Here is a 24352-nt window from a genome sequence, read left to right on the forward strand (position 1 = left end):
TCACTCAAAGTTAAAATGCCCACTTAACCCCGAACGACGGAATAATCGGCAGCCAGTGCCCCCGCTCTTCCTTTTTGAGTAATTTTCCTTCTCCATCTACTGAGTAGCTGGTTCGATCAATACAACATTCATTGTCAAAGTTCAGTAAATTAGAAACCTCAAAGAAAACAGTTAACTCACTGTTTGATAATGGATAGATTTTATGAATTCGCATATCTATGCGTTTGTAATTACCCAGTTTAAGCTGATTACGCTCATTAAGCCTGCGCTGGATTTCGTATGTTCCATTGGGCGTATTTTTTACCAGACGGCCTGACTCGCCAGTCATAGGCCAGCCAGAGTGAAAATACACCAGTCCACTTATCTGCCAGCCATTATCAAACTGATAACGACTCGTCAGCTTGACAGCGTGCCTTTGGTCCCAACTGCGCGGATACCAGCGACCGTTAATGCTGTCCTGTGCGTTAGACCAGCTGTAACTCGCATGCCACTGCCATTTAGAAGTAATGTGGTGCTGAAAACTCAGCTCAACACCTTTGACTCTGGCTGAGTCTGGCGCAACCCGATACCTGTCGGCCTGTCCTTCAGGTAAGAATTCATAAAGATCAAAGGCATTTTCATACCAGGGCCGCAGCTGAGACAGTTTTTTCAAATATGCTTCGGCGCGCCATTGAAATGCCGGGCTCAGCGCATGTTGATAAGATAAAATGACATGACGCGCTTTCTCAACGCCATGAAACTCAGTGCTGCCATCGGCGACTTGCAAGCTGAGAATATCTTCAGGCTGGTAGTAATCTCCGGCACTCAGGGAAACCCGCTGTTCATCTGCAGGCTGAAACAAAAGCGCAACGCGTGGGCTCCATTGCGCTTTGGTAAACCCATAATAATCCTGCTGATCCCAGCGCAGACCCAGTTCAGTTACCCAATCAGGGTTAAGTCGCCAACGATCGCTGATATAGGCACCAAACACATTACCGGATGCGGTTAGCTGTGTTTTTTGCTGACGGTAATCTTCACCGTCATAATTTACCTGATACCAGGCTTCCAGCCAGTAGTCATACTCTGCGTCCAGGTATTTGGCTTCAAAGCCGGACTCGAGATAATGACTGTCACTGACACGCCATTGCCAGTCTTGTTTCAGTGAGTAGGCATAAAAGAACTTGTTATCGTCCAGAGTAAGCCACACTTCAGTCGGATCATATTGACCGCCACTGCGGTCTTCCTCGACTCTGGCGACTGACAGCAGCGTCTGGCTGCTCAGATCCTCATGCCAGTCGGAACGCAAGACCGCCCACGCGTAGGTGCTGCTGTACTCGCCACTGACCTTTTCCTTCACCTGATATTCCCGGACTCCATCCCATTCAGAAAAGGTGTCATCAAGTATTTCATCGTCCCAGGCGTAAAGAAAGTGCCCTGACAAAGACTGGGTATCCGTCAGCTCGTAACTGACCTTCGCAAACAAATCCGCATATATGGGCTCAAACTTATTCGATTCGTCTTCTACTGCGTCCAGTACAAGATCAAGATAACCGCGTCTGACCGATACCAGCCAGCTGCCCTTGTCGTCGTCAAATGTGCCCTGTGATCCGGCTCTGGCATTAATGAAACTTACTCCCAGGCTGTGTTTGTATTGCGGCATGTCATAGAGGCTCTGAATCGCCATGACACCACTCATTTTGTTGCCGTAACGCGCCGTAAACCCACCGCTGGAAAAATCCATTGCGCCTACGTTGTCCGTGTCGACAATGCTAAACGCACTGTTGAAGCTTTTCATATGAAAAGGCCGGTACAGTTGCTGACCATCCAGTAAAACGAGTACTTCATCCGAATGCCCACCGCGCACAAAAAAGTTAGCAGAATAATCACCTGCGGCAACACCTGGTAAAGCGGGCATAAGCCGAAAAATATCATCCGCAATGTGTGGCATTGACTCGATACGCTCTTTGGAGAGGAAGTGCGTATTGTGCCGGGTGGCTAACGTATATTGGCTACCAGTCACCGTAATGCGCTCCAGATCAGAAGGTGCAGTATTGGCATGTGCCACGGTTGTGTTCAAAGCGACACTCATCAATAGGACACTCAGTGATCCGGATGCTTGCGTCAGATACTTGCCTGGCGCCTGAATTGTATTTTTTGCTTGTTCGGAATGAGTGCCATGATCTGTTGGCGCACCGGGCAATAAAAAAGGCAATGGCCGCGGTCGTAAAAGCCTGTCCTGCTGAACGGGTATTTGTCTTGTCATTGTTGTTTTCTCCATTGAAATAACAATGACATCCTTGCTTAGCGAGCGCTGCTTGTCGTCCTGACCGACTGATCAGGACATATTTTCTGCCGCTATTTTACTTTGTTTTCGATATGCGCCAGGTGTTAACTCGGTATAGCGTTTAAACGCCCCATAAAACGCAGAACGGGAGTTAAAGCCACTGTCCAAAGAGATGTCCAGAATGCTCCTGTCTGGTTGAGAAAGCAGCAGCTGCTGTGCATGCATCACTCTGAGCTGATTGATAAAATCGAAAAAACTCATGTTTTTACTTTGATTAATCGCCTGAGAAACATGGTGTCGGGAATGACCACATGCACAGGCCAAGTCGTGCAGCGTTAAATCCGCTTTCAGATAGAGCTTTTCGTCCAGCACCTGATCTTCAATCAGGTTGCAGAGCTGTACAGCCAGTGACTCTGACAGGGCCGAGTTTAAGTACTTTTCGCTGTGCGGCTTATCAAGTTCAAAATATTGATTATTCTGGATAAATATTTCCGGCTGACGCAAGCCGAAATAGCTCATTAAATAAAAAACGATGACTACGCCCAGCTCAGAAAAAAAGAACCAGCGCTCACCAATCAGCCAGCCATACTCACAGCCAAATCCGTTGTCATGATCAATACACACCATAGCATTCACTTCTATCGCTTCATCGATGAACCACAGCCCATAAAGTGATAACAACATAATGAGCAGACGCCTTAACCAGTTCAGGTTGATAAGTTCAAGTGACGAAAAGTTATTGGCCGACAGGATCTGGTAAGCATTGAGCCTGCGCCACGCAAACACCAGATACACTGCAACCTGCAACATAGCGCCAAAAATGAAGACATTTTCAAACCCTGTCAGGTACCAGGATGGCAGGTCCGGGGCATACATATCACCATACAAAAATTGCCATTTACTGCGAGCATCGAGTAAGAAGAACGGAATAGCGCAGCACAGAGCCAGCAAAAACGGCAGTAAATGAACGCGATTAAACGCTATATAGGCAGGCGACGTTAATCTGAGTACGTAGTAATAAAAACACGGTGCCAACAGGAAGGTCAGAGGCTCCTGAAACCCTATCAGATGAGGCAAATAGTAAAACGCCCCACTTTCATCAAGTAATATAAAAAACAACAGTGCAACAAAGCACTGAATACACAGAGCAAGCATCCTGTTTGCATCATTCGCCGTATTCTTCCGTATCAGCTCGTAACTGAGATACAGACCATGAAGACAACCCAGAGATAATATGACCAGTGTGAACATGCTAATTCTAACCAAGGTGCTAGCTTACAGCGTTTAATACGCCATGCGCTTGTGGCTTTATTGTTAATTATTTTTGCCTAGTGTGTTCCCTTATTGGTTAAATTGCAAGACGCAATGGATCTGCCCGGCTCGTTTTAGACACAAAATCAAGATGACTCCGCAGCCTGGCGAGAATGCGTCACTGCTGCAAACCAAAGGTAAGCAGCAGTGACTGCGATTATCAGGTGTCCACTTTTTCCAGCGTGTTGATACTAATGTGTGGCCAGCGGATCAATTCACCGGGTCTGTCTTTACGATTGAAAAAGTCCAGGATCACATTCTGAGAATACTGTAACCAAAGCTTTGGATTGCCGTGTTGGTCAGTCTCCGTTAATTCGTAAATCCAAAATGTGGAATGGACTTCAGCAGCATTTGCCTGGCGCGTGACAAAAGGAATATTGTTTACCGAGCCCGTCGCCGCGGTTGTACGTACTTCCAGCTTGGTCGTATTTTTCACTTTGCCAGCGCTGAGTAAAGGGGCAATGGCCTTTTGCAGTAGCGCATTCGCCTGGGTTGGATCAAACAGGCCTTCAAAAGGCTGATCTCTGAAGTGTTTATAGGGTGCCAGATAAGGGTTGGTGTCTATATCCCCCGATACCCCAATAGGTAAGCCATTCAGCGCGGGGATCTCAAAGCCAGACTGAGAATGCGCACTCTTACCCAATGCGATCACTGCATCGCCATGAGGAATACTGGACAGACGAGCAATATCCAGGTCATCGGTTAACTGATCACGCATGTGTAACCACAGACCGGGTTCATGGTGAATTGCCAGCCCAGGTTTACCCTCAAGCCCGGAATGTGGATAGTCTTGTGCAGCTATCTGGTTAATGATTTGGGTGTAATCGAGCGTAGCAACGGATTGATCCTCCGGGATCCCTCGATTTGGCACGCCCTTATCAACCAGGCTGAAAGTCAGTTCTTCGTCATATTGGTTCATCAGCAACCGATAATCCAGGTCGCCTGCTGCAAAAGGCAAAGCTATCATATTCCAGCCATGGCCTTCGAGATTGCCCGTGTTTTTCCACGTGCCGGGGAGATGACACAAAGGACCTAGCTCAGAGTCCTGCTGTTCCCCGATAATAATTTTACGTTGGTTCTGATCAAACCCTAACTGCGATTTAGCTGACGACATAAAATGGTTCCTTATACTTGCTTAATTGCACCCAGTGCACCATGAAGAAGCAATACAGGATTGCTGGGCGTGACGAGGCGGGACCACCAGCTGAAGAGCCTGCTCTTTATAGAAACAGTGCACCTTGGCCATTGACCAGAAAAGAATCGCATGAGTCAGGACTCTCGCTCCCAATGGAAAGCTAGTACAAGATCAGCATTTAGACGAATAAAAAAGAAAAGCGGGCACGAGCGTGCCCAGACAACACGATATGTTAGCTAGGAGGCTTACCTGACAGAGGTACTGTCAGTGAATAATTGCGTTAGGCCGACTGCTTTTCGTCAACCAGGTCGCTTTGCGCTCCCTGCTCCAGCAAACTCATAAAGTTTGGCTGGCCAAAAATCATCATAATATCGAGTAATTGACAGGCAGATAAGTCAGACTTACCGCACTCCCAGTTAGAGATGGTTGCCTGATCAACAGGCGTGACAAGCTTTTTGCCTAACTCAGCCTGAGTTAAGTTCATTTCTCTGCGTAGACGACGAATAGCAGTTTGAATTTGCTTCCTGGCTGCTATGGTGTGTGCTTTACGCACAGATTCATTTCTTTTAACAGTAGTCATAACATATCCGCTTATTATCAATCACAGTGTCTTACAAACCTAAAGCAAAGTGTTTAACGCCATAAAGTCAACACGCGCCTAAACACAGGTCTGAGCCTACACCTGTCCGGGGACTGTTCCGGCCAAGTGTTTAATTTTTCGTCCCCGTTAGACATTTGACTGAGAGTCATGTAGTCTGAACGGGTCAGGTGGATAAATAATTAACCGGATTGGGTCATATGTCAAATACTTTTGCTACAAGATTAAAACAGTTACGTATCAACTTGGGCTATTCTCAGGTTGGCTTTTCAGAAATACTGGATATTCCCACTGCTTCGTATCGAAAGTATGAGAAAGATGTCAGGGAACCTACCTTGTCGGTAGTAAGCAAATTCTTTTTACATCCGGCGACTAAAGACAGCGCATTATGGCTGCTGACCGGCGAACAGCAAGATGTGACCCATACGCCCCCGGCCCCTGTAGAGCCGCCGCTGGCTTACCACTCTGACATGGAACAAAGCCTGATCACCAGCATTGCCAATTCCCTTGAGTTCATTTCTCATATGAAGTGGTTTACGCCCGGCACGCAGGCAGGATATCAGGATTATGGCCACATTATTCTGCGCGACCTGAAACCCCTCCTCCAGCAGAGCTCGGTCGCACACAATGAGAAAAAACGGGCTTAACAAAGCGCGTTATTGAATAAAACAAAAGTAACCCAAAGCGACCACTTTTGTGGTTAAACGGATCAATCTAAGTAACCGCTCTTACACCAACTGCTCGTCAATGTGTGTAATTTGCTGACTCTGAGCCAGTGCCAATGCAAGACTTTGCGCTTGTTCAAACGCCTGTGTAAGCGACGCCTGATGCCTGTCATCGGCAAACTCCTGATACTCACTGACTATTTCATACATGGTTTCAACCCCGAGATAACGACTTAACGTGCGTAGATGTGGCATCAGATGATTGCTTTTGGCTCTTATCTCAGGTTCTTCGAAGCCAAATTCGCCACATGAGGCTATGGCAACCAATGTTTTACCCGACAGTAAAGGCGCTAACGGAAAGTCTCCCCGCTTGAGATCAAAATCAAATGTTTTGTTAACCCGAACAATCTGATCAAACCAGGCCTTGAGTTGTGCTGGCATGCCATAATTGTACATAGGTGTTGAAATAACAATAATGTCGGCGCGGGTCAGCTCATCGATCAGCGTATCGGATAAGGCTAATAGCCGCTTCTGATCCGCAGTCCTTTTACCTTGTGGGGTGAATACAGCCCCAATCCAATCCTGAGTGATAAATTGTGGTGGATGTACCCCTACATCACGATAGATATACTCATCTATTGAAGATGTTTCTTGCCAGCTTTCGACAAACTGCCGGGCAATCTGCTTCGACAGTGAATTATGTGATGGGTTGTCATTGTCAATCGCTCTGACGCTTGAATCTATATGTAAAATTGTGCTCATGCTAGTTACCTTTTTGATTACTGAACAGGTGACAGTGTGCGTTAAGGCAATCAGCTGAACAAACGATACTCTTACACCTATAGATGAGTTAAAATCATCTATATAATTGTTGATTGGATGACTAGCATGGCATTATCTGTTTCTTTGCAGGCACTCAGGGCGTTCGACGCTGCGGCACGCCATGGCAGCTTCAAACACGCCGCAGAAGAGCTTTCCTTAACGCCTACAGCGATTTCTCATCACATCAGTAAGCTCGAACACCGACTCAATGTGCGTTTATTTCAACGCTTGAGCAGAAAGGTTCTGCTCACTGAAACTGGCGTGTTGCTGGCCAATGCGACTTCCGAGGGCTTTGCGACAATTGAAAGTGCACTGGCAGACATTCAGCAACTCAATGAAGCCGTCCAGGTGAGCACCACTTCTTCATTTGCGGCGCTGGTGCTATTGCCTGCACAAGGTACGTTCTCAGTACGTTACCCGGACATATCGATGCAAGTTTCAAGCGGAGAGCTGCCTGATAACCTGCCCAATTCAATCCCCGTCAGGCTGGGTAACATCAAAGACGTCCCGGTTGAAGACCGCCTGAGTGAGGAGCGGTTCAATCTATTTGGAAGCAAGACGCTCAGGGCATTACAGGACGCTAGGGTTCGGCCGGTACTGTATACAACACGCTGGAAGAATCGCGGGCTGTGCGCGCCTCCGCTGGATGACTGGCTGGCACACAATGGACTGAATAAGACTGACTTTGTTATTCGGGAGTTTGATCAGGAATTGTTTGGTATTCAGCAGGCTGTGATAGAAAACGCCCTGGTGTTTTGCTCAGAGATACTGGCCCGGGGCATGTGCTCAACCGGCCAGTTGACCCCAGTGGGAGAAAAAAGCATAGCTTCGCCATTGTGCTATTATATTCCCAATAAAACACGATTCAGAACGCATAACGCAGTGAAGTTTATTGAATGGATCCAGGATTTAGTCAGACTGAAAAGTAGTAATAGAAGTTAATTATTGCAGAAAAGCTTACCCATGTGAGATTTACACCTATCTGAAATCGCTGGATGGAATGGCCAATACCACCGATAACCCATGTAAATAACCACACGAAAGCGCGCGGCTTAGCAGTTAGAAGTTAGCAGACCTATTTAACCACCTTCAGGATGACTCTGTCTTTCTCAACGGTTTGGTTGTTCTCTGCTCTGAATTCTTCAACGCGGTCGTAAATATCTTTCACACCGTAATATTGCTCAAGGTTCTTTTCAGCAGCAAGCAAATCGCCAAACTCCATCACAATTTCGTAGGCTTCACTGTATTTGTTTTCGACTTCTTCTTCTTCTTCTTTGGTAGCTATGATAAGTGCCTTAAGGCGCTTTTCGAAAGACGTGAGCTTGGCTCCTTTTACTAGCATAGCCAGGACAAAAATCAGGGCCATCACTATAAACGTACCACCGATATAGATTAACTCCATGATCAGATTTCTCCTTTGGTAAGTCTTAATTCCATCAATTTATAAAACGGATATCTAGCTAGCGCAATAAATGTGCAAATATTGAAACTCACTACGAATGGTCCATACACTTCATACAATATGTGAATATCCAAATAGCCACGTAAAATTAGCTGCGAAAAGTTCAGACACATCAGCATAAATGATATATAAGCCACAAGGCGTGCTGTGGCAGAAAAACTACAGCCACGGATGACATGCAGCAAATATAAAACAGTAATGAAAGACGCACCGGTACACACCAGCGCAAAGTAATACACCTGGCGCATTTGTATCAGTTCTAGAGGAAGATTGAGAATGTATGTACCAAGACTCGCACTTGACGTATAAAATACCAGTACGACCAGACAGGAAAGAAAGCATGAATGCAGCTCATGGTCTTCTTGCTTTTTCAGGGTGCTCTTGCCACCAAAAAACAGTCCAAAGCGATGCTTCTTGAAACTATACAGCAGGAAAAAAGCAATAAACAATTCCAATGCTATTATGATCCACGAAGTGACTAAATAAAACTCATTCATGCTCGGTCAAAACCCTACTGATTAACCACCAACTAATTTCTCAGCTCCAGGAGAAAAACGTTGAACGCGAGGTTGCGCACCGGTTCCTCCGCTATTTCCACCTGACACTAACTGAGCGTTTGCGTCACTCAGGCTCAAGGTGCTATCTAGTTGGATTGTGTTTGAATCTTTCTTTAAGCGTTTAATAAAAAATTTCATATTTTCCGTCCTTCTTCAATAATTAAAAGGACCACCCACTTAAGGTTGCATACATGTTAACCTCATTGCCATATAGTAACAAGCATTAATTGTCTTAAATTCACTTAATTGCGGATGGTCTCGTAAGCCATGAGAATGCCAAAAGCTCACTACTGACCCAATCATGACATTACCCATGATAAGGAAAATTAGAAAAATTGGAACAACAATACGACAAATCGGATATGCGAAAACTATACCGGGCCAAAACTGGCGACACTGTAAATCTGCTCAACTGTCAAATTTTCAGGCTGAATGGTAGAAAACCCCGTCTGTGTCATAGCTCAAAGACAAAAAAGCCGCAGCTAAAAAGCTACGGCTATTGAAGTCGATGCAACGCTTTATACCAATTTCACTTAATACCTGTTCGATTTGAAGGAGCAAATAGGACGCTAACGGCGTTAAAAGTTTCTAATTTGGAACAACCAAATTGCAAAATTTTTGCCTTGTTATCGACCCTATTTTCTCGCCTCAAAGTAGAATACTTAATTAAGCAAATTGGTATTAAAGTGCTTTTTGCATTTCTTCGAACTTATCTGTTATTTCAGTACGGGGTTCTGACGTTGCCAGGCTCACGGCAACGATCGCAATGGCGGATGCAATAAACCCAGGCACAATTTCATAGATAAGGGCACTAAGCGGTTGGCCGTCTACCGTTACCGGGCCATAGATCCAGAACAACACGGTTGCTGCGCCCACTATCATGCCCGACAATGCGCCGGCAAAGTTCATACGCTTCCAGAATAAGCTGAGCAGTACCAGAGGGCCGAATGCAGCACCAAACCCGGCCCACGCATTACTTACCAGGCTTAAGATGGTGCTGTCTCTGTCGTAAGCAAGGTAGATTGCAAACATAGAAACCAACGCCACGCTGATCCGCCCTACCAGTACAAGCTCTTTATCTGACGCCTCTTTACGCAGGAAGATCTTGTAGAAGTCTTCGGTCAATGAACTGGAGCTCACCAGCAGCTGTGACGAAATGGTACTCATAATCGCTGCCAGAATCGCAGCAAGTAAGAAACCAGCAATCAAGGGGTGGAAGAGCAATTCAGATAAGATCAGGAAAATGGTTTCTGGATCTTCAACAACAATGCCCTTTTCATGAGCGTACGCCGCACCAAACAGACCCGTTGTGATAGCCCCTAAGGTGGCCACCAGCATCCAGCTCATCCCAATGCGACGTGCCGTTGGCATATCTTTAACGCTGCGCACTGACATAAAGCGTACGATAATATGTGGCTGGCCGAAATAACCCAGGCCCCAGGACATAGCGGAAACAATACCGATTGCGCCACCGGCTCCAATCCAGGTGAGTAGCTGTGGATTGATTTCATTAAGCGTAACGCTCAGCGGATTATCCAGTAATGAATAAGTCACCGCAGGCACTAAAATTAGCGCCAGGAACATAATACATCCCTGAACAAAATCGGTCAGACTCACCGCCAGAAACCCACCAAACAAAGTATACAAAACCACCACACCCGTCGTGATATACAAACCGGCTTCGTAACTCATACCAAAGGAGTTTTCAAACAGCTTACCGCCGGAAACCACACCTGCTGACGTATACAGTGTGAAGAAAACAATGATCACCAACGCGGATACGATGCGCAGTGCATTGCCTTTATCTTCAAAGCGATTGGCAAAATAGTCCGGAATGGTTATCGCATCGTTTGCCAGCTCGGTATACACGCGCAGACGCGGTGCCACCAGCAAGTAATTTAAAAATGCGCCAATCAGCAACCCTATAGCAATCCAGGTACTGCTGAAACCGCTTACAAACATGGCGCCGGGCAGACCCATCAGGATCCAGCCACTCATATCCGAGGCACCCGCAGACAGGGCCGCGACACTGGGTGGAAGGCTTCTTCCACCTAACATATAACCCGACACATCGCTGGTTGACTTACGATACGCGTACAGTCCAATTCCCAGCATGGCGATGAAATACATGGCAAGAGAGATCATAGTGCCAGTTTCCAAAATTACCTCCTATAATCGAGCTCCTCTCCACAATATCAGATGCTGTTTTGTTGTTAGCTGAGATTGGGACAAAAGCCATTGCGAAAGGGTCACTATAACATGGCAAAGATCGCCACCCAAGTTACACAAGGTGAAGTGCCTATGAATTGCGCACGAACAACCTCATACCTTAATACCAAAAGCTGAAACAAGCTGAATTAGTTAATGAAATATGCCTGAGATTGCCTTATATTGTTGAACAGTAGAAGTATTCAGTCAGGTGTATCTTTCATGTATTTTTATGCCGCCAGGCAGCCAATCCTAAACAAAAACAAAGAACTCGTGGGCTACGAGCTGCTCTTTCGCGATGGCTTAGACAATGTCTTTCCTGAAATAGATGGCTCAGAAGCGACCTCAAGATTAATCGAAGGTAGCCAGTTTAACTTTGGTCTGGAAGATTTAACCGACAATAAACCGGCTTATATCAACTTCACACTGGACACCTTGCTGAAAGGTTACCCCACCATGATGGGGCGCGAACAACTGGTAGTAGAGATTCTTGAAACCGTGCAGCCAGGCAAACGCCTGCTGGGTGCAGTGCAGGACCTGAAGCAAAAAGGCTACACCATAGTGCTTGATGATTATCAGCATCAAAAAGTATGGCGACATTTCTATCCCTTCATTGATCAAATCAAGATAGACATGCTGACCACAGATGTCGCGACCATTGAAGAGATCAAAGCAGCCATTGCGCCGTTTAAAAACATTGAACTGGTTGCCGAAAAAGTCGAAACACATGAACAGTATCAGCAGGCCCTCGATCTTGGGTTCAGCTATTTTCAGGGGTTCTTTTTCGCTAAGCCCGAAGTGGTTCAGAGTAAAACCCTGCCCCCTTCAGAGATGGCGCTGGCCGAACTGTTATACGAAACATCTAGCGTTGATGTCGATTTAAAGCGGATCACACAAGTATTCGAGCGCGACGTTAACCTCAGCTATAAGCTGCTACGCTACTCAAATTCAGCCGCGTTTAAACGTCGTGCCGAGATCTCCACCATTAAGCAGGCTTTGGTGGTACTTGGCAATCAGGAGCTGAAGAAGTTTCTTTCGTTACTCTTCGCCTCTCAGGTGTCTTCAGAGAAACCACTAGAACTGGTCCGTCTGTCTCTGACGCGCGCGCGTTTTGCCGAGTTATTAGCGGTTAAACACCGTAAACTAAAAGATACCGGCATGGCCTTCCTGGCAGGTATGATGTCACTGATGGACGCTATTTTAGATGAAAGCATGGACAGCGTAATGAGCAAGTTGCCACTGGCCATTGAAATCAAAGATGCCCTATTGAAGCAAGAAGGTCTGCTGGCCAGTTACCTGACGCTCATCAAACTCTATGAACAAGCCGAGTGGCAGGGGGCCAATGAACTGGCACAACAACTGGGCCTTGACCCTGATCTGTTGCCCGATTATTACCACGAAGCCCTGCAATGGTGTGATCAACAAATGGAAGTGATGGCCATATAGGCTGCATTTCATTTTCTCATCCAAAAACAGCCGCCATTTGGTGGCTGTTTTTGTTTTAGGTCAAGGTTTTCGATATTTTCCCTTATATCTTGCGCAAGTGCGACAATTTGTCACATCCCAACCTTTTGTCTGACAAGTAAAATTCTTCTCAATAACAACGTGAAAACACTTTGGGATGAATCATGACCAGAAACCTCATTTGGCTTGCTGTTACAGCCGCTTTTTCTGCACAGAGCCAGGATGCACAGCACGATGCACACACTGACAGTTTAGAGCGCATCGTGGTTATCGCGCCTATGCATAGCCCTTTAGATATCAAAACAGACCCTAAAGCCCCAAGACAACCTTTGCCTGCACAGGATGGGGCGGACTTGCTATCCAGTATCGCCGGCTTTTCTTTAGTTAAAAAAGGCGGCGCGAGCAGCGACCCTGTTTTTCGGGGGATGGCCGGGTCTCGCTTAAATATCATTACCGATGGCGGTCAGACGCTTGGCGGCTGCGGCGGGCGTATGGATCCGCCTACGGCTTACATCACACCACAAACCTACGATACCTTAACGGTGATTAAGGGGCCACAAACCGTCCTTTATGGACCTGGTAACAGCGCCGCCACTGTCATTTTTGAGCGTGAATCAGAGCGCCTGAGTGAAACGGGCTGGCAAGGGTTTGCCAATGCGACCCTGGGCAGTTTTGGTAAGCGTATGGTGAATGCAGACGTGAAAGGAGGCACAGAGGATTACTACGCACGCCTTGCTGCCAGCAAAAGTGATGCCGATGACTATGAGGACGGCGAAGGTCAGTCCATTCACTCAGCATATGACAAGTGGAACCTCGACTCCGAGTTTGCCTACACGCCCGATGATGACAGTCTCTATAGCCTGAGTCTGGGTCGCAGTGATGGCGAGGTCGCCTATGCTGATCGCATGATGGATGGCAGCAAGTTTGACCGTAACCACGTTGCACTCAGCGTTGAGCTGGATGAACTGAGCGGGTTTATCCGGGCTTTGGAAGCCAACGTGTATTACAACAACATAGATCACATCATGGATAACCATAGCCTGCGCACATTTACGCCCACTATGATGATGAAAGCCCCGACCTCATCTAACCCCGACCGTCGCACCTGGGGTGGCAAACTGATGCTCACTTCAGCCATCGACACACAACACACATTGCGTTACGGGGTTGATCATCAGCAAAACCGCCACCGCATCCGTGTTAGCATGAACCAGCCAATGATACCGGTGGAAACACTGCCTCGCCGTGATAATGCTGAGTTTAAACAAACCGGGTTATTTGGCGAGTTTGAATACGCAGTCAAGACTGAAGGCCCGAAGCGCAGCCAGTGGGTCAGCGGGCTGCGCATTGATGACTGGTCAGCAACTGACAAGCGCCAACAACTTGGCTCTATGATGATGCCAATGCCTAACCCGACGGCGGACCAGACGCGTGATGACACCTTGTTGAGCGGATTTACACGCTATCAGGTCCAGCATAAAGATATGAGCTATTACATCGGTGCCGGGCACAGTGAACGCTTCCCTGATTACTGGGAGTTAATGGGTGGCGGACGCCGGGGCGTCGATAGCATGAGTGCCTTCTTACTGGAGACGGAGAAAACGAACCAGCTGGATATCGGCTGGATGCTACAAAAATCCGCTATGACTACCTCAGTGTCTTTGTTTTACAACCGCATAGATGATTACCTGCTCACCGATAATCAGTACGAAGTGATGGACAAAACACTGGCAGTGACCCGGAACATTGATGCACAAACTATGGGGCTGGAGATGGAAACCCGGGTTGAGCTCAGTAAACAACTGAATTTCACAACCAGCATCAACTATGTGCGTGGCAGCAATAAAACAGATCATACGGCACTGGCACAGCAGCCTCCCCTGCAGGCACGTTTCGCCATGGATTACACGCTGGATAAATGGCAAGTAGGCGGTTTATGGCGTCTCGTAAAAAGCCAGGACCGCGTTGCTATCGGCCAGGGTAACATTGCCGGTCAGGATGTCGGACCCAGCCATGGCTTTGGCACACTGGCACTGAATTTATCCTATAGCCATTCAGATGAACTGTTATTGAGTCTCGGGGTAGATAATGTGCTGGATAAAACCTATGCCGAACATTTGAGTCGCGCAGGCGCTATGGTCAGTGGCTATGCACAAATCGACAAAGTGAATGAGGCCGGCCGTACACTGTGGGCCAACGTTAACTGGCGCTTCTGATTGAGCTAATGGGGCTGGCGATGCCAGCCCCATTACCACTACTTATTCAATCGTCAACTCGATAAGCGGTGGCACCGGCTCACCATTTTCATGGTCACCAATCAAATATATTTTGCCATCTTTGACAACCAGATCGCTGGGCATAGTCATATCCTCTGGTAGCAGATCATAGACAGCCACAATCTCACCACTCAGCGTCAACTTAATCACTTTTGTGAATTGCTCAGACACCATCCACAACGCATCCTCAGCGAAATACAGGCCCATTGCAGTATATTCGTTGAGACTCCCTGCTGTCTCCCCTGTGTAACTAAGGGGCTGGCGAGATACAAGGTTAAATTGACTATCCAGGGTAAATAACCAGTCCTGTTGTGACGCGTTATCACTATTAGATACCAGGAAGTAACGGTCATTGAGTGCGTCGTACGCCAAACCTAAGAACTCAAAAGGCGGCTCTCCCTCTTCATGAAAGGCTAATGGGTACTCTTGCACCAGCTGATACCCCTGCTCTGACAATGTAAAATGTCCAATCAGCTTAGAATCAGCTAACACAAAGATCTCCCCGCCCTTGCTTATTACCGCTTCGGTACACCCCTGTCCACAGTGTATCGAGGCAAACGCCAGTTCAGTACGAGTCTGGATCTGCAAATCCGCATTCAAAGAGTAGACTTCAGCCTGATCGGTGACGATTTCCCACCCCCCTTGCTGCGTGTACCAAAGTCCGGATGGCTGCTTAATCTCATCTGGTAACGAGTAACGATTCTGCACCACCAGTTCACCGGTATCTTCAATAGGTCCGTCTCCCAGCAACTTGTCCCTGTCGGCCAGCAATACCAGGTTATTCTCTTGCGCATTGGTGGTGATAACAACCTGCTCGCCAGAAAGAATCGTCAAATCAGTCATTTCCGCTTGGCCAAACCCGGTAACATGCCAGCCATTACGTTGCGTTACCTGCTCATCTGATACGTCAAACTGCATGACCACAGGCTGCCCGGACTCTGAGGCCAGTATCCAAAGCTGCTGCTCCAGATAAGACACGCCCTGAATAGTCATATTGTCCGACAGCGGGTACAGCAGTAGCTGCTCGTCTTCTGGTTTAAATCGGATCACCTGATGGGCATTCGCGTCGTAACCCCAAATATCACTGTTGTCATCACTGTCCAGGCCTAACTCGGTGATTGTTAAGCTCGTTTCTAAACGCCAGGAGGTGGTTTCGTCACTTGTCAGACTGCGCTGGAAGATCTCATTGGTGCCGGTGACATACCACAACTCGTCTTCATACTGTTCTGTCGCCACAATGTCGTCCAGTGCGGTTAACCTCAGCGCCAGCGGCTGATAAACGCGCGGTGAAGCACTGACATCAATGGTCCCCACTTCAATGCCTTGCTGAAACGTATGCAGGTCCGGACCATTGATGTCCAAACTTGTCAGGTTGGTGAGCGGTTGCGCGCCCGGCGCATAATCAAGGTATTCTGAGACCGGGAAGTCTTCAACCAGCTCACGACCAGCTTGAGGTGCAGTGAGCGCCAAATCATGCACAACCCGTCCAGGCGCAGGCTGCTCGCCACCTCCACCCGGGGGCTTGATTTTGTCATCATCGCTACAAGCGCTCAGGTTTAATGCAATACACACAGCCAGAAGTGATTTTAGGTATTTCATGTCATAGTTCCTTGTTGAGTGAAATTACAGCCACTGTAACGCTGTGATTGTCAACAAAGTGTCTATGCCAACCCAGATGGGTTAAGTTTTTGTCTCCCTCAAGAAGGAGTCATATTGAACCGAATTGTTGTGTTTTAGACTCAAAGCCTAAGGGGGGTTGGCCGCTGTCACAAAAAAGCCGGTCAGTGGATGCTGACCGGCTCAATAAATGCTTAGAGGTTTTCGAGGAAGTCCTCATCAAACTCTTCTGGCTCCTCCTCGACAGGCGGATTACCATCGTGGAGTTCGTAAAGCTGACGCTGCAAATAAACATCTTTGAGGAAGATGTATGGATCAAGCGACTCATTAAGCAGCTTTTCCTGTGACATCAGGCTCGCTCTGGCTTCGACTGCCCGCAGTGCAAACACCAAAATGGTCTGAGGCGTAGACAGCGCTATCTCTGGCAGCACAACATTGTCGACGATATCACCGGTCAGATTACGCGCTGTTGAAGGCCCATAACCTGGGATCATCAGATAAGCGCCGTCACCGACCCCCCAAACACCGAGCGTCTGACCAAAGTCTTCGTCTTTGTGTTCCAAACCCAGCGATTTAGCGACATCAAACAGGCCAAAAATCCCCACTGTTGTATTCACCAAAAAACGCGCAACATTGACACCCGCATCACCAGGCTTTGCCTGCAGGGCCGCATTAACCGCGTCCGTAGGCGCTGCCAGGTTAGTGGTAAAGTTCACCAGGCTGCTGCGGACCGGTGCAGGCGTAATGGCAATATAGCCTTTTGCAGCCGGGCGCAAGATATAGGCATCCAGTACATCCATATTAAAGTCATACAACGGTCGGTTGAGCGACTGTAGTGGATCCCGTGGATCTTGTTTTTCTTCGGGGACTTGCGCACACCCGGATAAAATTAGCGCCAAAGCGGCGCCAACGAGTTTTTTATACATTTAGCTTCCTGTGCTGGTTATAACACGACTGATAGTGACCGAAACCTGCTGTGCTTCCGGAGTCATTGTAATGGTCTGAGTCGCGCCTTCAAGCTCACCGCTCTGCAGAGCCACGTTGCCATCCACTGAAATACGCGCCGTAACAACCACTTCTTTAAACCCTGACAGCTTGAGGTTAGGCATCATCGCCATACTATCGTCCAAATTGACGCTCAATGGCAAGTTAAAATCTGTAAGTTTGGCCACCGCCAATGGCATAGGTGGACCTTGCGCTGCTTTGGCAAACACAAACAAAGTGGCATTCTCTGGAATTTTATCGGCCAGTTCACTTGCCAGGGAAACCGACACTTGCAAGCCGTTTTCAGGCATCGCAGGCTGTGCAACTTGCGCAGTGCTCAGTTTTTGGTCCAAATCCGTAATACGCTGTTTGATCATCGCATATCGTGGATCATCCTGCGTCATCGACGCCAGCAATACTTCGAACGCCGCTTTAGATTCTTTCCAGTCCTGACGCTCATAAGCGATCAGCGCCAGCAAAGAAATTGCATCAATGTTACGCGGCTCACGTTGCAATACCTGAGACAACATACGTGCAGCACGGTTCATTGCATTTTCTGACCCTTCAACCAATAACGCCTGAGCATAGCTCACCTTGACATTACTGTTGTTCGGTTGCATTTCCAGCGCTTTATCGAAAGCTTGCATCGCCATTTCGAAGTCATTTAGCGACATCGCGACACGGCCGAGCAGCATCCAGGCAACAGCATCATCTCCGCTGTTGGCCAATTTAGTACGCAGACCCAAAGCAAACGCCTGAAGTTCATTCGGGCTGAGAGGGTCACCGGTTTGCATCACCGCGCGCTGGCCGTATTCAGGGAGCATATCAATGGCTTTATACCAATCCGCGATTTGCTTCTGGCTGCCGGTAAAAGAATAAAATACCGCGCTGACAACCAACAAAAATGCCACACCCGTACCTGCCAGTACCAGGTTATTACCCCGAGTATCGAGCGTGCGTTCTGGTGACAGCTCGTTCAGCAAGCGGCGTTTCATTTCCAGTACAGATTCATCGTGACTGCTCTGATCGATGCGCTGATTGGCCAGCTCGTCCGCCAGCTCCTGCAAACGCTGCTGATAAATATCAATGCGCTCAGCATTGGCATCATGATCTACCGCAACCAGTTTATCGCGACGGAAAAACGGCATCACCACAAACAGCGCGGCCAGCACGGTCAAGAGCGCAAATAATCCCCACATTTGCATCATGTCATTCATGAAGTACGCTCCTTACGCTGACTTTGTTTGATAAGCTCAGCCAACTTTTGCTCATCTTCCGAGCTCCAGCTTTGTTTACGTGCCGCTTTTTTCTGTCTGAATACAATGAAACCAAAACCCAGCACCAGGATCACCACGGGCATGACCCACAATACTATCGTGGCAGGTGTAACGGGTGGCTGGTAATGAACAAAATAGCCGTAACGATCGATCATAAAATCAATCACTTCCTGCTTAGATTTACCCTCACGGACCATGTCCAATACCCGATCACGTAAGTCTTTCGCGACCACCGCGTCAGAATCAGCGATATTCTGGTTCTGACACTTTGGACATCTGAGTTCCTGCACCAACTCTTTAAAAGTTTGCTCTCTTTCCGCATTTTTAAACTGGTACTTATCTTCAACAGCATTGGCACTGAGCGACCACAGGCCAGCCAGTAACGCCAATGCCAGCATTAGTTTTTTCATGGTTGCAACTCCTGAATTGCCGGAGCAAATTTGCTGCGCCATACCCGAGGATTAATATCGCCAGTATGGTGCAAAATGATCTTACCGTTTTTATCTACCAGGAAAGTTTCCGGTGCGCCGGAAACCCCTAAATCCAGCGCTAATGTGCGCTCTAAATCCAGAATATTAAACTGGTAAGGGTCCCCTGCCCGCGCCAGCATTTGCTGAACATCGGTACGCAGGTAATTGATATCAAACTGATCGCCGAAATCGGGATCATAGGCCTGCTCGTAGTACAAGCCAATGATCCGCACGCCCTGCTCGCGCAGCTCAGTAAGATAACCAAGCTCCGCAATACAGGTTGGGCACCAGGTGCCCCATACGTTTAGCAGGTAAACCTCACCCAGCAGATCCTGATCTGTCCAGCGCTTTTGTTCATCCATCAAATCTGGCAACTCAAACGCAGGCATAGTCTGACCCAGTCGGCCGGTTTGTAGCTCTCTTGGATTGCCAAACAACCCCTGATACAAGAACACGCACAACAACACAAAAATCAGCAGCGGCACCAGGCCTAAAAACTTCTTGTTCATTATGCATGCTCCACAGAGGTTTGCTTGCGACGACGATAACGCTTATCGGCCAGAACAATGAAACCAGCCAGGGAGATCAGGATACCACCCAGCCACATCCAGCGAACATAAGGCTTGTGATAGATGCGCAGCGACCAGGCACCATTGCCCATAGATTCGCCCAGCGCCAGATACAGGTCGCGGAAGAAACCATCGTCAATCGCAGCTTCAGTCATAAATTGCATGCCCACATCATACAAACGCTTTTCTGCATGCAGTAAGGTCACGTACTCACCGTCTTTAAATACGGTGACTTCACCAGCATGACCGCCATAGTTAGGACCACGGATCTCGTTCACGCCTTCAAAGCGATACTCATAGTCATTGAGCGTTGCGGTTTCACCTTTTTTCATCACTACTGAACGCTCTACTGAATAAGCAGAGGTCAGAGTCACACTGGCAATCACAAACGCAATACCCACATGACCCAGCACCATCGCCCAATAGCTCATGCCCAGACGCTTCAGGCCCTGTGCTGTACTTGGATGAACACTGACTTTTTCTACCAGGTCGACTACTGTGGCGATACAGATCCACACCGCCAGTGCCGTAGCCAGATAGGTCAGCATGCTGATTTCATCAAAGCTTGAGAACAACCAGGCACTGGTGATCACTATGGTCGCAACCAAAATACCCACCCACTTTTTAGCCAGAGGTGGCAGCTTATTTTGTTTCCAGCGCAGCATAGGCGCCATGCCCATTAAGATGGCAAACGGCACAATCAGAATCGCAAACATCTGATTAAAGAACGGTACACCAATGGAGATTGACCCCAGCCCCAGCTCTTTATGGATCATGGGTAATAACGTACCCAGTAATACAATCAATGTTGCCACAACCAGGAAAATATTATTCACCCATAACCCGACTTCGCGTGACACCAGTTTATAACGACCTTCGCTGTAAACCTGACTGACACGCAGCCCGTACAGTGCCAAACTGCCGCCAACGACTAAGGCGAGGAAAGATAAAATAAACAAACCACGATCCGGGTCTGTCGCAAAAGCGTGTACAGAGACAATAATGCCGGAACGAACGATAAAGGTACCTAACAGACACAAGCTGAAGGCCGCAATGGCTAATAACACAGTCCAGGATTTAAATACGCCTCGCTTCTCTGTAATAGCCAGAGAGTGTAATAACGCGGTTGCAACCAACCAGGGCATTAAAGAGGCATTTTCAACCGGATCCCAGAACCACCAGCCGCCCCAGCCAAGCTCTGCATAAGCCCACCAGCTGCCGATGGTAATACCTAAGGTTAAGAAACCCCATGCTGCCATTGTCCAGGGACGCGACCATTTAGCCCAAGTATTGTCTAGCTTGCCTGTCAACAGGGCTGCGATAGCAAAAGAGAAAGACACAGATAATCCCACATAGCCCATATAAAGCAAAGGTGGGTGAATGATCATCCCCGGGTCTTGCAACAGTGGATTGAGGTCACGGCCTTCAACCGGATAATAAGGTAGTAGTCGCTCAAACGGACTCGACATCCACAAGGTGTAGAGCATGAAGCCAACCCCCAGGAAACCAAGCACGCCCAGTACGCGTGCGCGCAGCACCCAAGGCAAGGACTTAGACATCATAGCAACCAGTGCCGTCCAGCTTGCCTGCATCACCAACCACAACAGGATAGCGCCCTCATGGCCTCCCCAGGTCGAAGTGACTTTGTAGTACCAAGGCAGCGTGCTGGAAGAATGATGCGCCACATAAGCAACGGTAAAATCATCAGTCAATGTGATGTAAATCAGTACACCAAAAGAGAACAACACCAGCAAGCACTGACCCACAGCCAGCGAAGGGGCTGTGCGCATCAGGCGCAAGTTGCCGGTATAAGCACCCCAGAGAGGAAAAATACACAACAGCAGGCTCAGGCCCATGGCCAGAACCAATGAAAAATAACCTATCTCAGGGATCATATTAGTTCTCGCTGTTTAAATTATACTTGGGTTTCTCATGCTTGATCCCCTTAACTGCCTCAGCGATTTCAGCTGGCATATACTCTTCATCGTGTTTTGCCAGCACTTCAAATGCTTCAATGACGTTAGGTTCAACCAGTGTCCCCTGCGCGACAATGCCCTGACCTTCACGGAACAAATCAGGTAAGATACCGTGGTATTTAATGGTTACCATAGGACCGGTATCGATGAGCTTGAAGGTCACATCCAGAGACGTTTCAACTCGGTCCACACTGCCCGGCACCACCATACCGCCGATACGCAGTTTTTGTCCGATATAAGGCAGCTCTTTCTCTGGCCCTTTACCTTCAATTAGTTCACTGGGCGTGTAGAAAAGATTGATGTTTTCCTGCAACGCATACAGGGTCAGACCTACGGCAGAGCCGATCCCGAAGATCACGGCTACAACGGCAAACAGGCGTTTTTTACGTCTTGGGTTCATGCTTTTACCTCCTCTTCGCGGGCCTGCTTGATGCGCGCTTCACGCTTAATTTGTGCTGCTACTTCACGCTTAATGCGCTTGGCATCGTTTAGTGACGCCCACACCAATCCCAATAGGATAAAGGCACAACTGCCAAAAGACAGCCACACATAAAAGGCGTAACCACCCATATGAAAAAAGTCACTCAAAGATTCAAACTGCATACTTAACCTCGACTAACCAGCTGACGCACCCAGGGGCGGTGCTTCTCGACCTGAAGGATCTCATTTTTAAGGCGTACCAGTGACAGCGCACCAACAAATGCAGCAAATCCTAAAATATTGATAAGTAACGGCCATAACATAGACGGATCAATGGCTGACGTATCAAACTTGGTAATGGTTGACCCCTGATGCAAGGTGTTCCACCACTCAACAGAAAAATGAATAATTGGCAGGTTAATCACCCCGACAATGGCAAGAATACAGGCCGCTCTGCCACCAGATTTCTTGTCCTCGAAAGCGTGATATAAAGACAACACCCCAAAGTACAAAAACAGCAGGATTAACTCAGAGGTTAAACGTGCATCCCATACCCACCAGGCACCCCACATAGGTTTACCCCAGGCAGCACCAGTGATAAGTGCAATGGCGGTCATAGCTGCACCAACTGGCGCAATCGCAACCACAGCGAGTTCGGCATTACGGATCTGCCACACCAGGGCAACGATCGCAGCAATGGCCATAGAAGAATACGCACCCATAGACAAAATGGCCGAAGGCACGTGAATAAAGATAATGCGATAGCTGTCCTTTTGCTGATAATCTGCCGGGGCAAATGCTAGGCCCCAGATCCATCCAACGGCGATACATACCACCGTTACGGTAACAAAGTACGGAAGCAAGGTGTTACACAATTGGTAAGCACGCTCCGCTTTGGCATAGGGATGTAACCACTTCCACATTTTAACTTACACTCACTCTTAAAGCTGACGATATAGCAATTGGCGCCGTGACAATGGCAACGGCCAGCATGGCACCAAGGATCGCAAGTTGTCCGCCATAAGCGACCGACATACTAGCGGTATCAATGGCAGAGGTTGCGAAAATCAGAACCGGAATATACAAAGGCAAAACAAGCAGACTCATCAGAATGCCCCCTTTTTGCAAACCCACGGTTAACGCGGCGCCAATGGCACCGATAAAACTTAATAAAGGCGTTCCAATCAACAAAGTCAGAATGGTTGCGCCCAGCGCCTGGCTGTCGAGATTCATCAACAGCGCAAACAAAGGTGCCATCAGCACCATAGGCAATCCGGTGATGGTCCAGTGTGCGGCGACCTTGGCCAACACAGACAAAGACAAAGGATATGGCGAAGCAATCATTTGCTCCAGCGATCCATCGGCATAATCATCGCGAAATAACTTGTCCAATCCCAACATAGTAGACAATAACGCGGCTACCCAAATGATACCTGCAGCCATGCGCCCCAGCAAGGCCGGTTCGGGTCCAATTGCCAACGGAAATAACGAAATGACTATCAGAAAAAACAGAAGAGGGTTAACGATTTCGGCGCGTTGACGGAACGCCAAAGTCACATCTTTACGATAAACAGCGACAAATAAATGCCAATAAGAATGCTCAACCTTCATTAATGGCGGTACTCCAGAGCCAGGGTTTTCAGGGAGCTGAACTGAGTTGTCAGATCCTGGTGGGTCGTCAGTAAAATGGCACCGCCATTTGCAAGATGCGATTCAAACTGCCGTTGCAGCAGTGCCACGCCTTTTTTATCGAGTGCAGTGAAGGGCTCATCGAGGATCCACAAACGGGCCTTATTCAGCCACAGCCTGACCAGCGCAACCCGGCGCTGTTGTCCCGCCGAAAGGGTTCGCACTGGCACGTCTTCCAGACCCACCAGTCCAAGCTGACCTAGTAAGGGGTAGATTTCCTCTTCGTCAGCCCCGTAGCCATGTACCTGCAACCAATATTGTACGTTTTCGTAGGCCGTCAATTGCTGATTAACCCCGGTTTTATGACCGATAAACAACAATGACTCTGCGAAGGTGTCGTAATCCCGACTGATATCCTGGCCTTCGAAACAGATTTGACCTTCGTCGGCTCGGGCGAAACCCGCAATGATACGTAATAAAGACGTTTTACCTGCACCATTTGGGCCTTCAACTTGCATGATTTGACCCGCCTGAAGCGAAAAACTCAATGACTCAAACAAACAGCGGTCCTGTTTAACACACGTGACGGACTTTATCTCTAGCAAGGCGCGACTCTCTGACGCTAAAAAATTGGGCGTTAGTCTATCAT

The 24352-nt window shown here is 48.1% G+C and carries 24 protein-coding genes; 4 read left to right on the forward strand and 20 right to left on the reverse strand.

From position 1 onward, the window contains the following. Positions 1-10 precede the first annotated feature (10 nt). The 4 genes from QNM19_RS18115 to QNM19_RS18130 form a co-directional block, all read right to left on the reverse strand. The gene (locus QNM19_RS18115) at positions 11-2242 is read right to left on the reverse strand and encodes a TonB-dependent receptor plug domain-containing protein (RefSeq protein ID WP_284027044.1); all 2232 of its coding nucleotides are present in this window, start codon (positions 2240-2242) and stop codon (positions 11-13) included. Positions 2243-2314: 72 nt separating this feature from the next. Beyond that, positions 2315-3514, reverse strand: a complete 1200-nt coding sequence (locus QNM19_RS18120) for an AraC family transcriptional regulator (protein ID WP_284027045.1) — start codon at positions 3512-3514, stop codon at positions 2315-2317. 220 nt (positions 3515-3734) lie between these two features. Next, positions 3735-4688, reverse strand: coding sequence for a heme-binding protein (locus QNM19_RS18125; protein ID WP_049865424.1), 954 nt, complete (start codon positions 4686-4688; stop codon positions 3735-3737). A gap of 301 nt (positions 4689-4989) precedes the next feature. Beyond that, on the reverse strand, positions 4990-5289 hold the full coding sequence (locus QNM19_RS18130; protein WP_049865423.1) for a helix-turn-helix domain-containing protein: 300 nt from the start codon (positions 5287-5289) through the stop codon (positions 4990-4992). A 218-nt stretch (positions 5290-5507) separates the two neighbouring features. On the opposite strand from QNM19_RS18130, the gene QNM19_RS18135 reads away from it, so the two are divergent. Further along, entirely contained in the window at positions 5508-5954 is a 447-nt protein-coding gene (locus QNM19_RS18135; protein WP_049865422.1) for a helix-turn-helix domain-containing protein, read from the forward strand. Between the two features lie 81 nt (positions 5955-6035). On the opposite strand, the gene QNM19_RS18140 is transcribed toward QNM19_RS18135, so the two are convergent. Next, on the reverse strand, positions 6036-6734 hold the full coding sequence (locus QNM19_RS18140; RefSeq protein ID WP_049865421.1) for an FMN-dependent NADH-azoreductase: 699 nt from the start codon (positions 6732-6734) through the stop codon (positions 6036-6038). Between the two features lie 126 nt (positions 6735-6860). Here QNM19_RS18140 and QNM19_RS18145 point away from each other — a divergent pair, with 126 nt between their 5' ends. Next, positions 6861-7736, forward strand: coding sequence for a LysR family transcriptional regulator (locus QNM19_RS18145; RefSeq protein WP_049865420.1), 876 nt, complete (start codon positions 6861-6863; stop codon positions 7734-7736). A 133-nt stretch (positions 7737-7869) separates the two neighbouring features. Here the strand turns inward: QNM19_RS18145 and QNM19_RS18150 are convergent, their stop codons facing one another. The 4 genes from QNM19_RS18150 to putP all read right to left on the reverse strand — a co-directional run bounded on the left by QNM19_RS18150 (position 7870) and on the right by putP (position 10973). Further along, positions 7870-8196 (reverse strand): hypothetical protein, encoded by a 327-nt coding sequence (locus tag QNM19_RS18150; RefSeq protein ID WP_049865419.1) that lies wholly within the window; start codon positions 8194-8196, stop codon positions 7870-7872. Between the two features lie 2 nt (positions 8197-8198). After that, on the reverse strand, positions 8199-8753 hold the full coding sequence (locus QNM19_RS18155) for a hypothetical protein (protein WP_049865418.1): 555 nt from the start codon (positions 8751-8753) through the stop codon (positions 8199-8201). Positions 8754-8774: 21 nt separating this feature from the next. Next, positions 8775-8951, reverse strand: a complete 177-nt coding sequence (locus tag QNM19_RS18160) for a hypothetical protein (RefSeq protein WP_156202365.1) — start codon at positions 8949-8951, stop codon at positions 8775-8777. Positions 8952-9494: 543 nt separating this feature from the next. Beyond that, a complete protein-coding gene (gene putP / locus QNM19_RS18165; protein WP_284027046.1) occupies positions 9495-10973 on the reverse strand; it encodes a sodium/proline symporter PutP in 1479 nt (492 codons plus the stop codon). Positions 10974-11243: 270 nt separating this feature from the next. On the opposite strand from putP, the gene QNM19_RS18170 reads away from it, so the two are divergent. Both QNM19_RS18170 and QNM19_RS18175 read left to right on the forward strand, forming a co-directional pair. Further along, the gene (locus QNM19_RS18170; RefSeq protein WP_049865415.1) at positions 11244-12467 is read left to right on the forward strand and encodes an EAL and HDOD domain-containing protein; all 1224 of its coding nucleotides are present in this window, start codon (positions 11244-11246) and stop codon (positions 12465-12467) included. Positions 12468-12649: 182 nt separating this feature from the next. Then, entirely contained in the window at positions 12650-14701 is a 2052-nt protein-coding gene (locus QNM19_RS18175; RefSeq protein ID WP_284027047.1) for a TonB-dependent copper receptor, read from the forward strand. A 42-nt stretch (positions 14702-14743) separates the two neighbouring features. Here QNM19_RS18175 and QNM19_RS18180 read toward each other — a convergent pair whose 3' ends face one another. From QNM19_RS18180 to ccmA, 11 genes are all read right to left on the reverse strand, one after another. Beyond that, positions 14744-16360, reverse strand: coding sequence for a hypothetical protein (locus QNM19_RS18180; RefSeq protein ID WP_284027048.1), 1617 nt, complete (start codon positions 16358-16360; stop codon positions 14744-14746). A 212-nt stretch (positions 16361-16572) separates the two neighbouring features. Next, positions 16573-17304 carry an MlaA family lipoprotein gene (locus tag QNM19_RS18185; protein WP_284027049.1) on the reverse strand — a complete coding sequence of 244 codons (732 nt, stop codon included), beginning with the start codon at positions 17302-17304 and terminating at the stop codon, positions 16573-16575. Next, positions 17305-18579, reverse strand: coding sequence for a c-type cytochrome biogenesis protein CcmI (gene ccmI / locus QNM19_RS18190; RefSeq protein WP_465251000.1), 1275 nt, complete (start codon positions 18577-18579; stop codon positions 17305-17307). Beyond that, complete coding sequence (locus tag QNM19_RS18195) at positions 18576-19049, reverse strand: cytochrome c-type biogenesis protein (protein ID WP_284027050.1); 474 nt, start codon at positions 19047-19049, stop codon at positions 18576-18578. Before QNM19_RS18195 ends, ccmI begins: the two co-directional genes overlap by 4 nt. After that, positions 19046-19618, reverse strand: a complete 573-nt coding sequence (locus QNM19_RS18200; RefSeq protein WP_010385726.1) for a redoxin family protein — start codon at positions 19616-19618, stop codon at positions 19046-19048. The genes QNM19_RS18195 and QNM19_RS18200 overlap by 4 nt, the downstream gene beginning before the upstream one ends. Next, the gene (locus QNM19_RS18205) at positions 19618-21573 is read right to left on the reverse strand and encodes a heme lyase CcmF/NrfE family subunit (protein WP_284027051.1); all 1956 of its coding nucleotides are present in this window, start codon (positions 21571-21573) and stop codon (positions 19618-19620) included. The genes QNM19_RS18200 and QNM19_RS18205 overlap by 1 nt, the downstream gene beginning before the upstream one ends. 1 nt (position 21574) lies before the next feature. Beyond that, positions 21575-22054 carry a cytochrome c maturation protein CcmE gene (gene ccmE, locus QNM19_RS18210; protein ID WP_010385724.1) on the reverse strand — a complete coding sequence of 160 codons (480 nt, stop codon included), beginning with the start codon at positions 22052-22054 and terminating at the stop codon, positions 21575-21577. Continuing rightward, positions 22051-22257 carry a heme exporter protein CcmD gene (gene ccmD / locus QNM19_RS18215; RefSeq protein ID WP_010385722.1) on the reverse strand — a complete coding sequence of 69 codons (207 nt, stop codon included), beginning with the start codon at positions 22255-22257 and terminating at the stop codon, positions 22051-22053. Before ccmD ends, ccmE begins: the two co-directional genes overlap by 4 nt. Before the next feature lie 2 nt (positions 22258-22259). Beyond that, entirely contained in the window at positions 22260-22997 is a 738-nt protein-coding gene (locus QNM19_RS18220; protein WP_010385721.1) for a heme ABC transporter permease, read from the reverse strand. A gap of 1 nt (position 22998) precedes the next feature. Further along, a complete protein-coding gene (gene ccmB / locus QNM19_RS18225) occupies positions 22999-23685 on the reverse strand; it encodes a heme exporter protein CcmB (protein WP_010385720.1) in 687 nt (228 codons plus the stop codon). Then, positions 23685-24308: a cytochrome c biogenesis heme-transporting ATPase CcmA gene (ccmA, locus tag QNM19_RS18230; protein WP_082225581.1), complete on the reverse strand. Its 624-nt coding sequence runs from the start codon at positions 24306-24308 to the stop codon at positions 23685-23687. The genes ccmB and ccmA overlap by 1 nt, the downstream gene beginning before the upstream one ends. Positions 24309-24352: the final 44 nt, after the last annotated feature.

Source organism: Pseudoalteromonas ardens (assembly GCF_030125445.1).
Taxonomy (GTDB): domain Bacteria; phylum Pseudomonadota; class Gammaproteobacteria; order Enterobacterales; family Alteromonadaceae; genus Pseudoalteromonas; species Pseudoalteromonas ardens.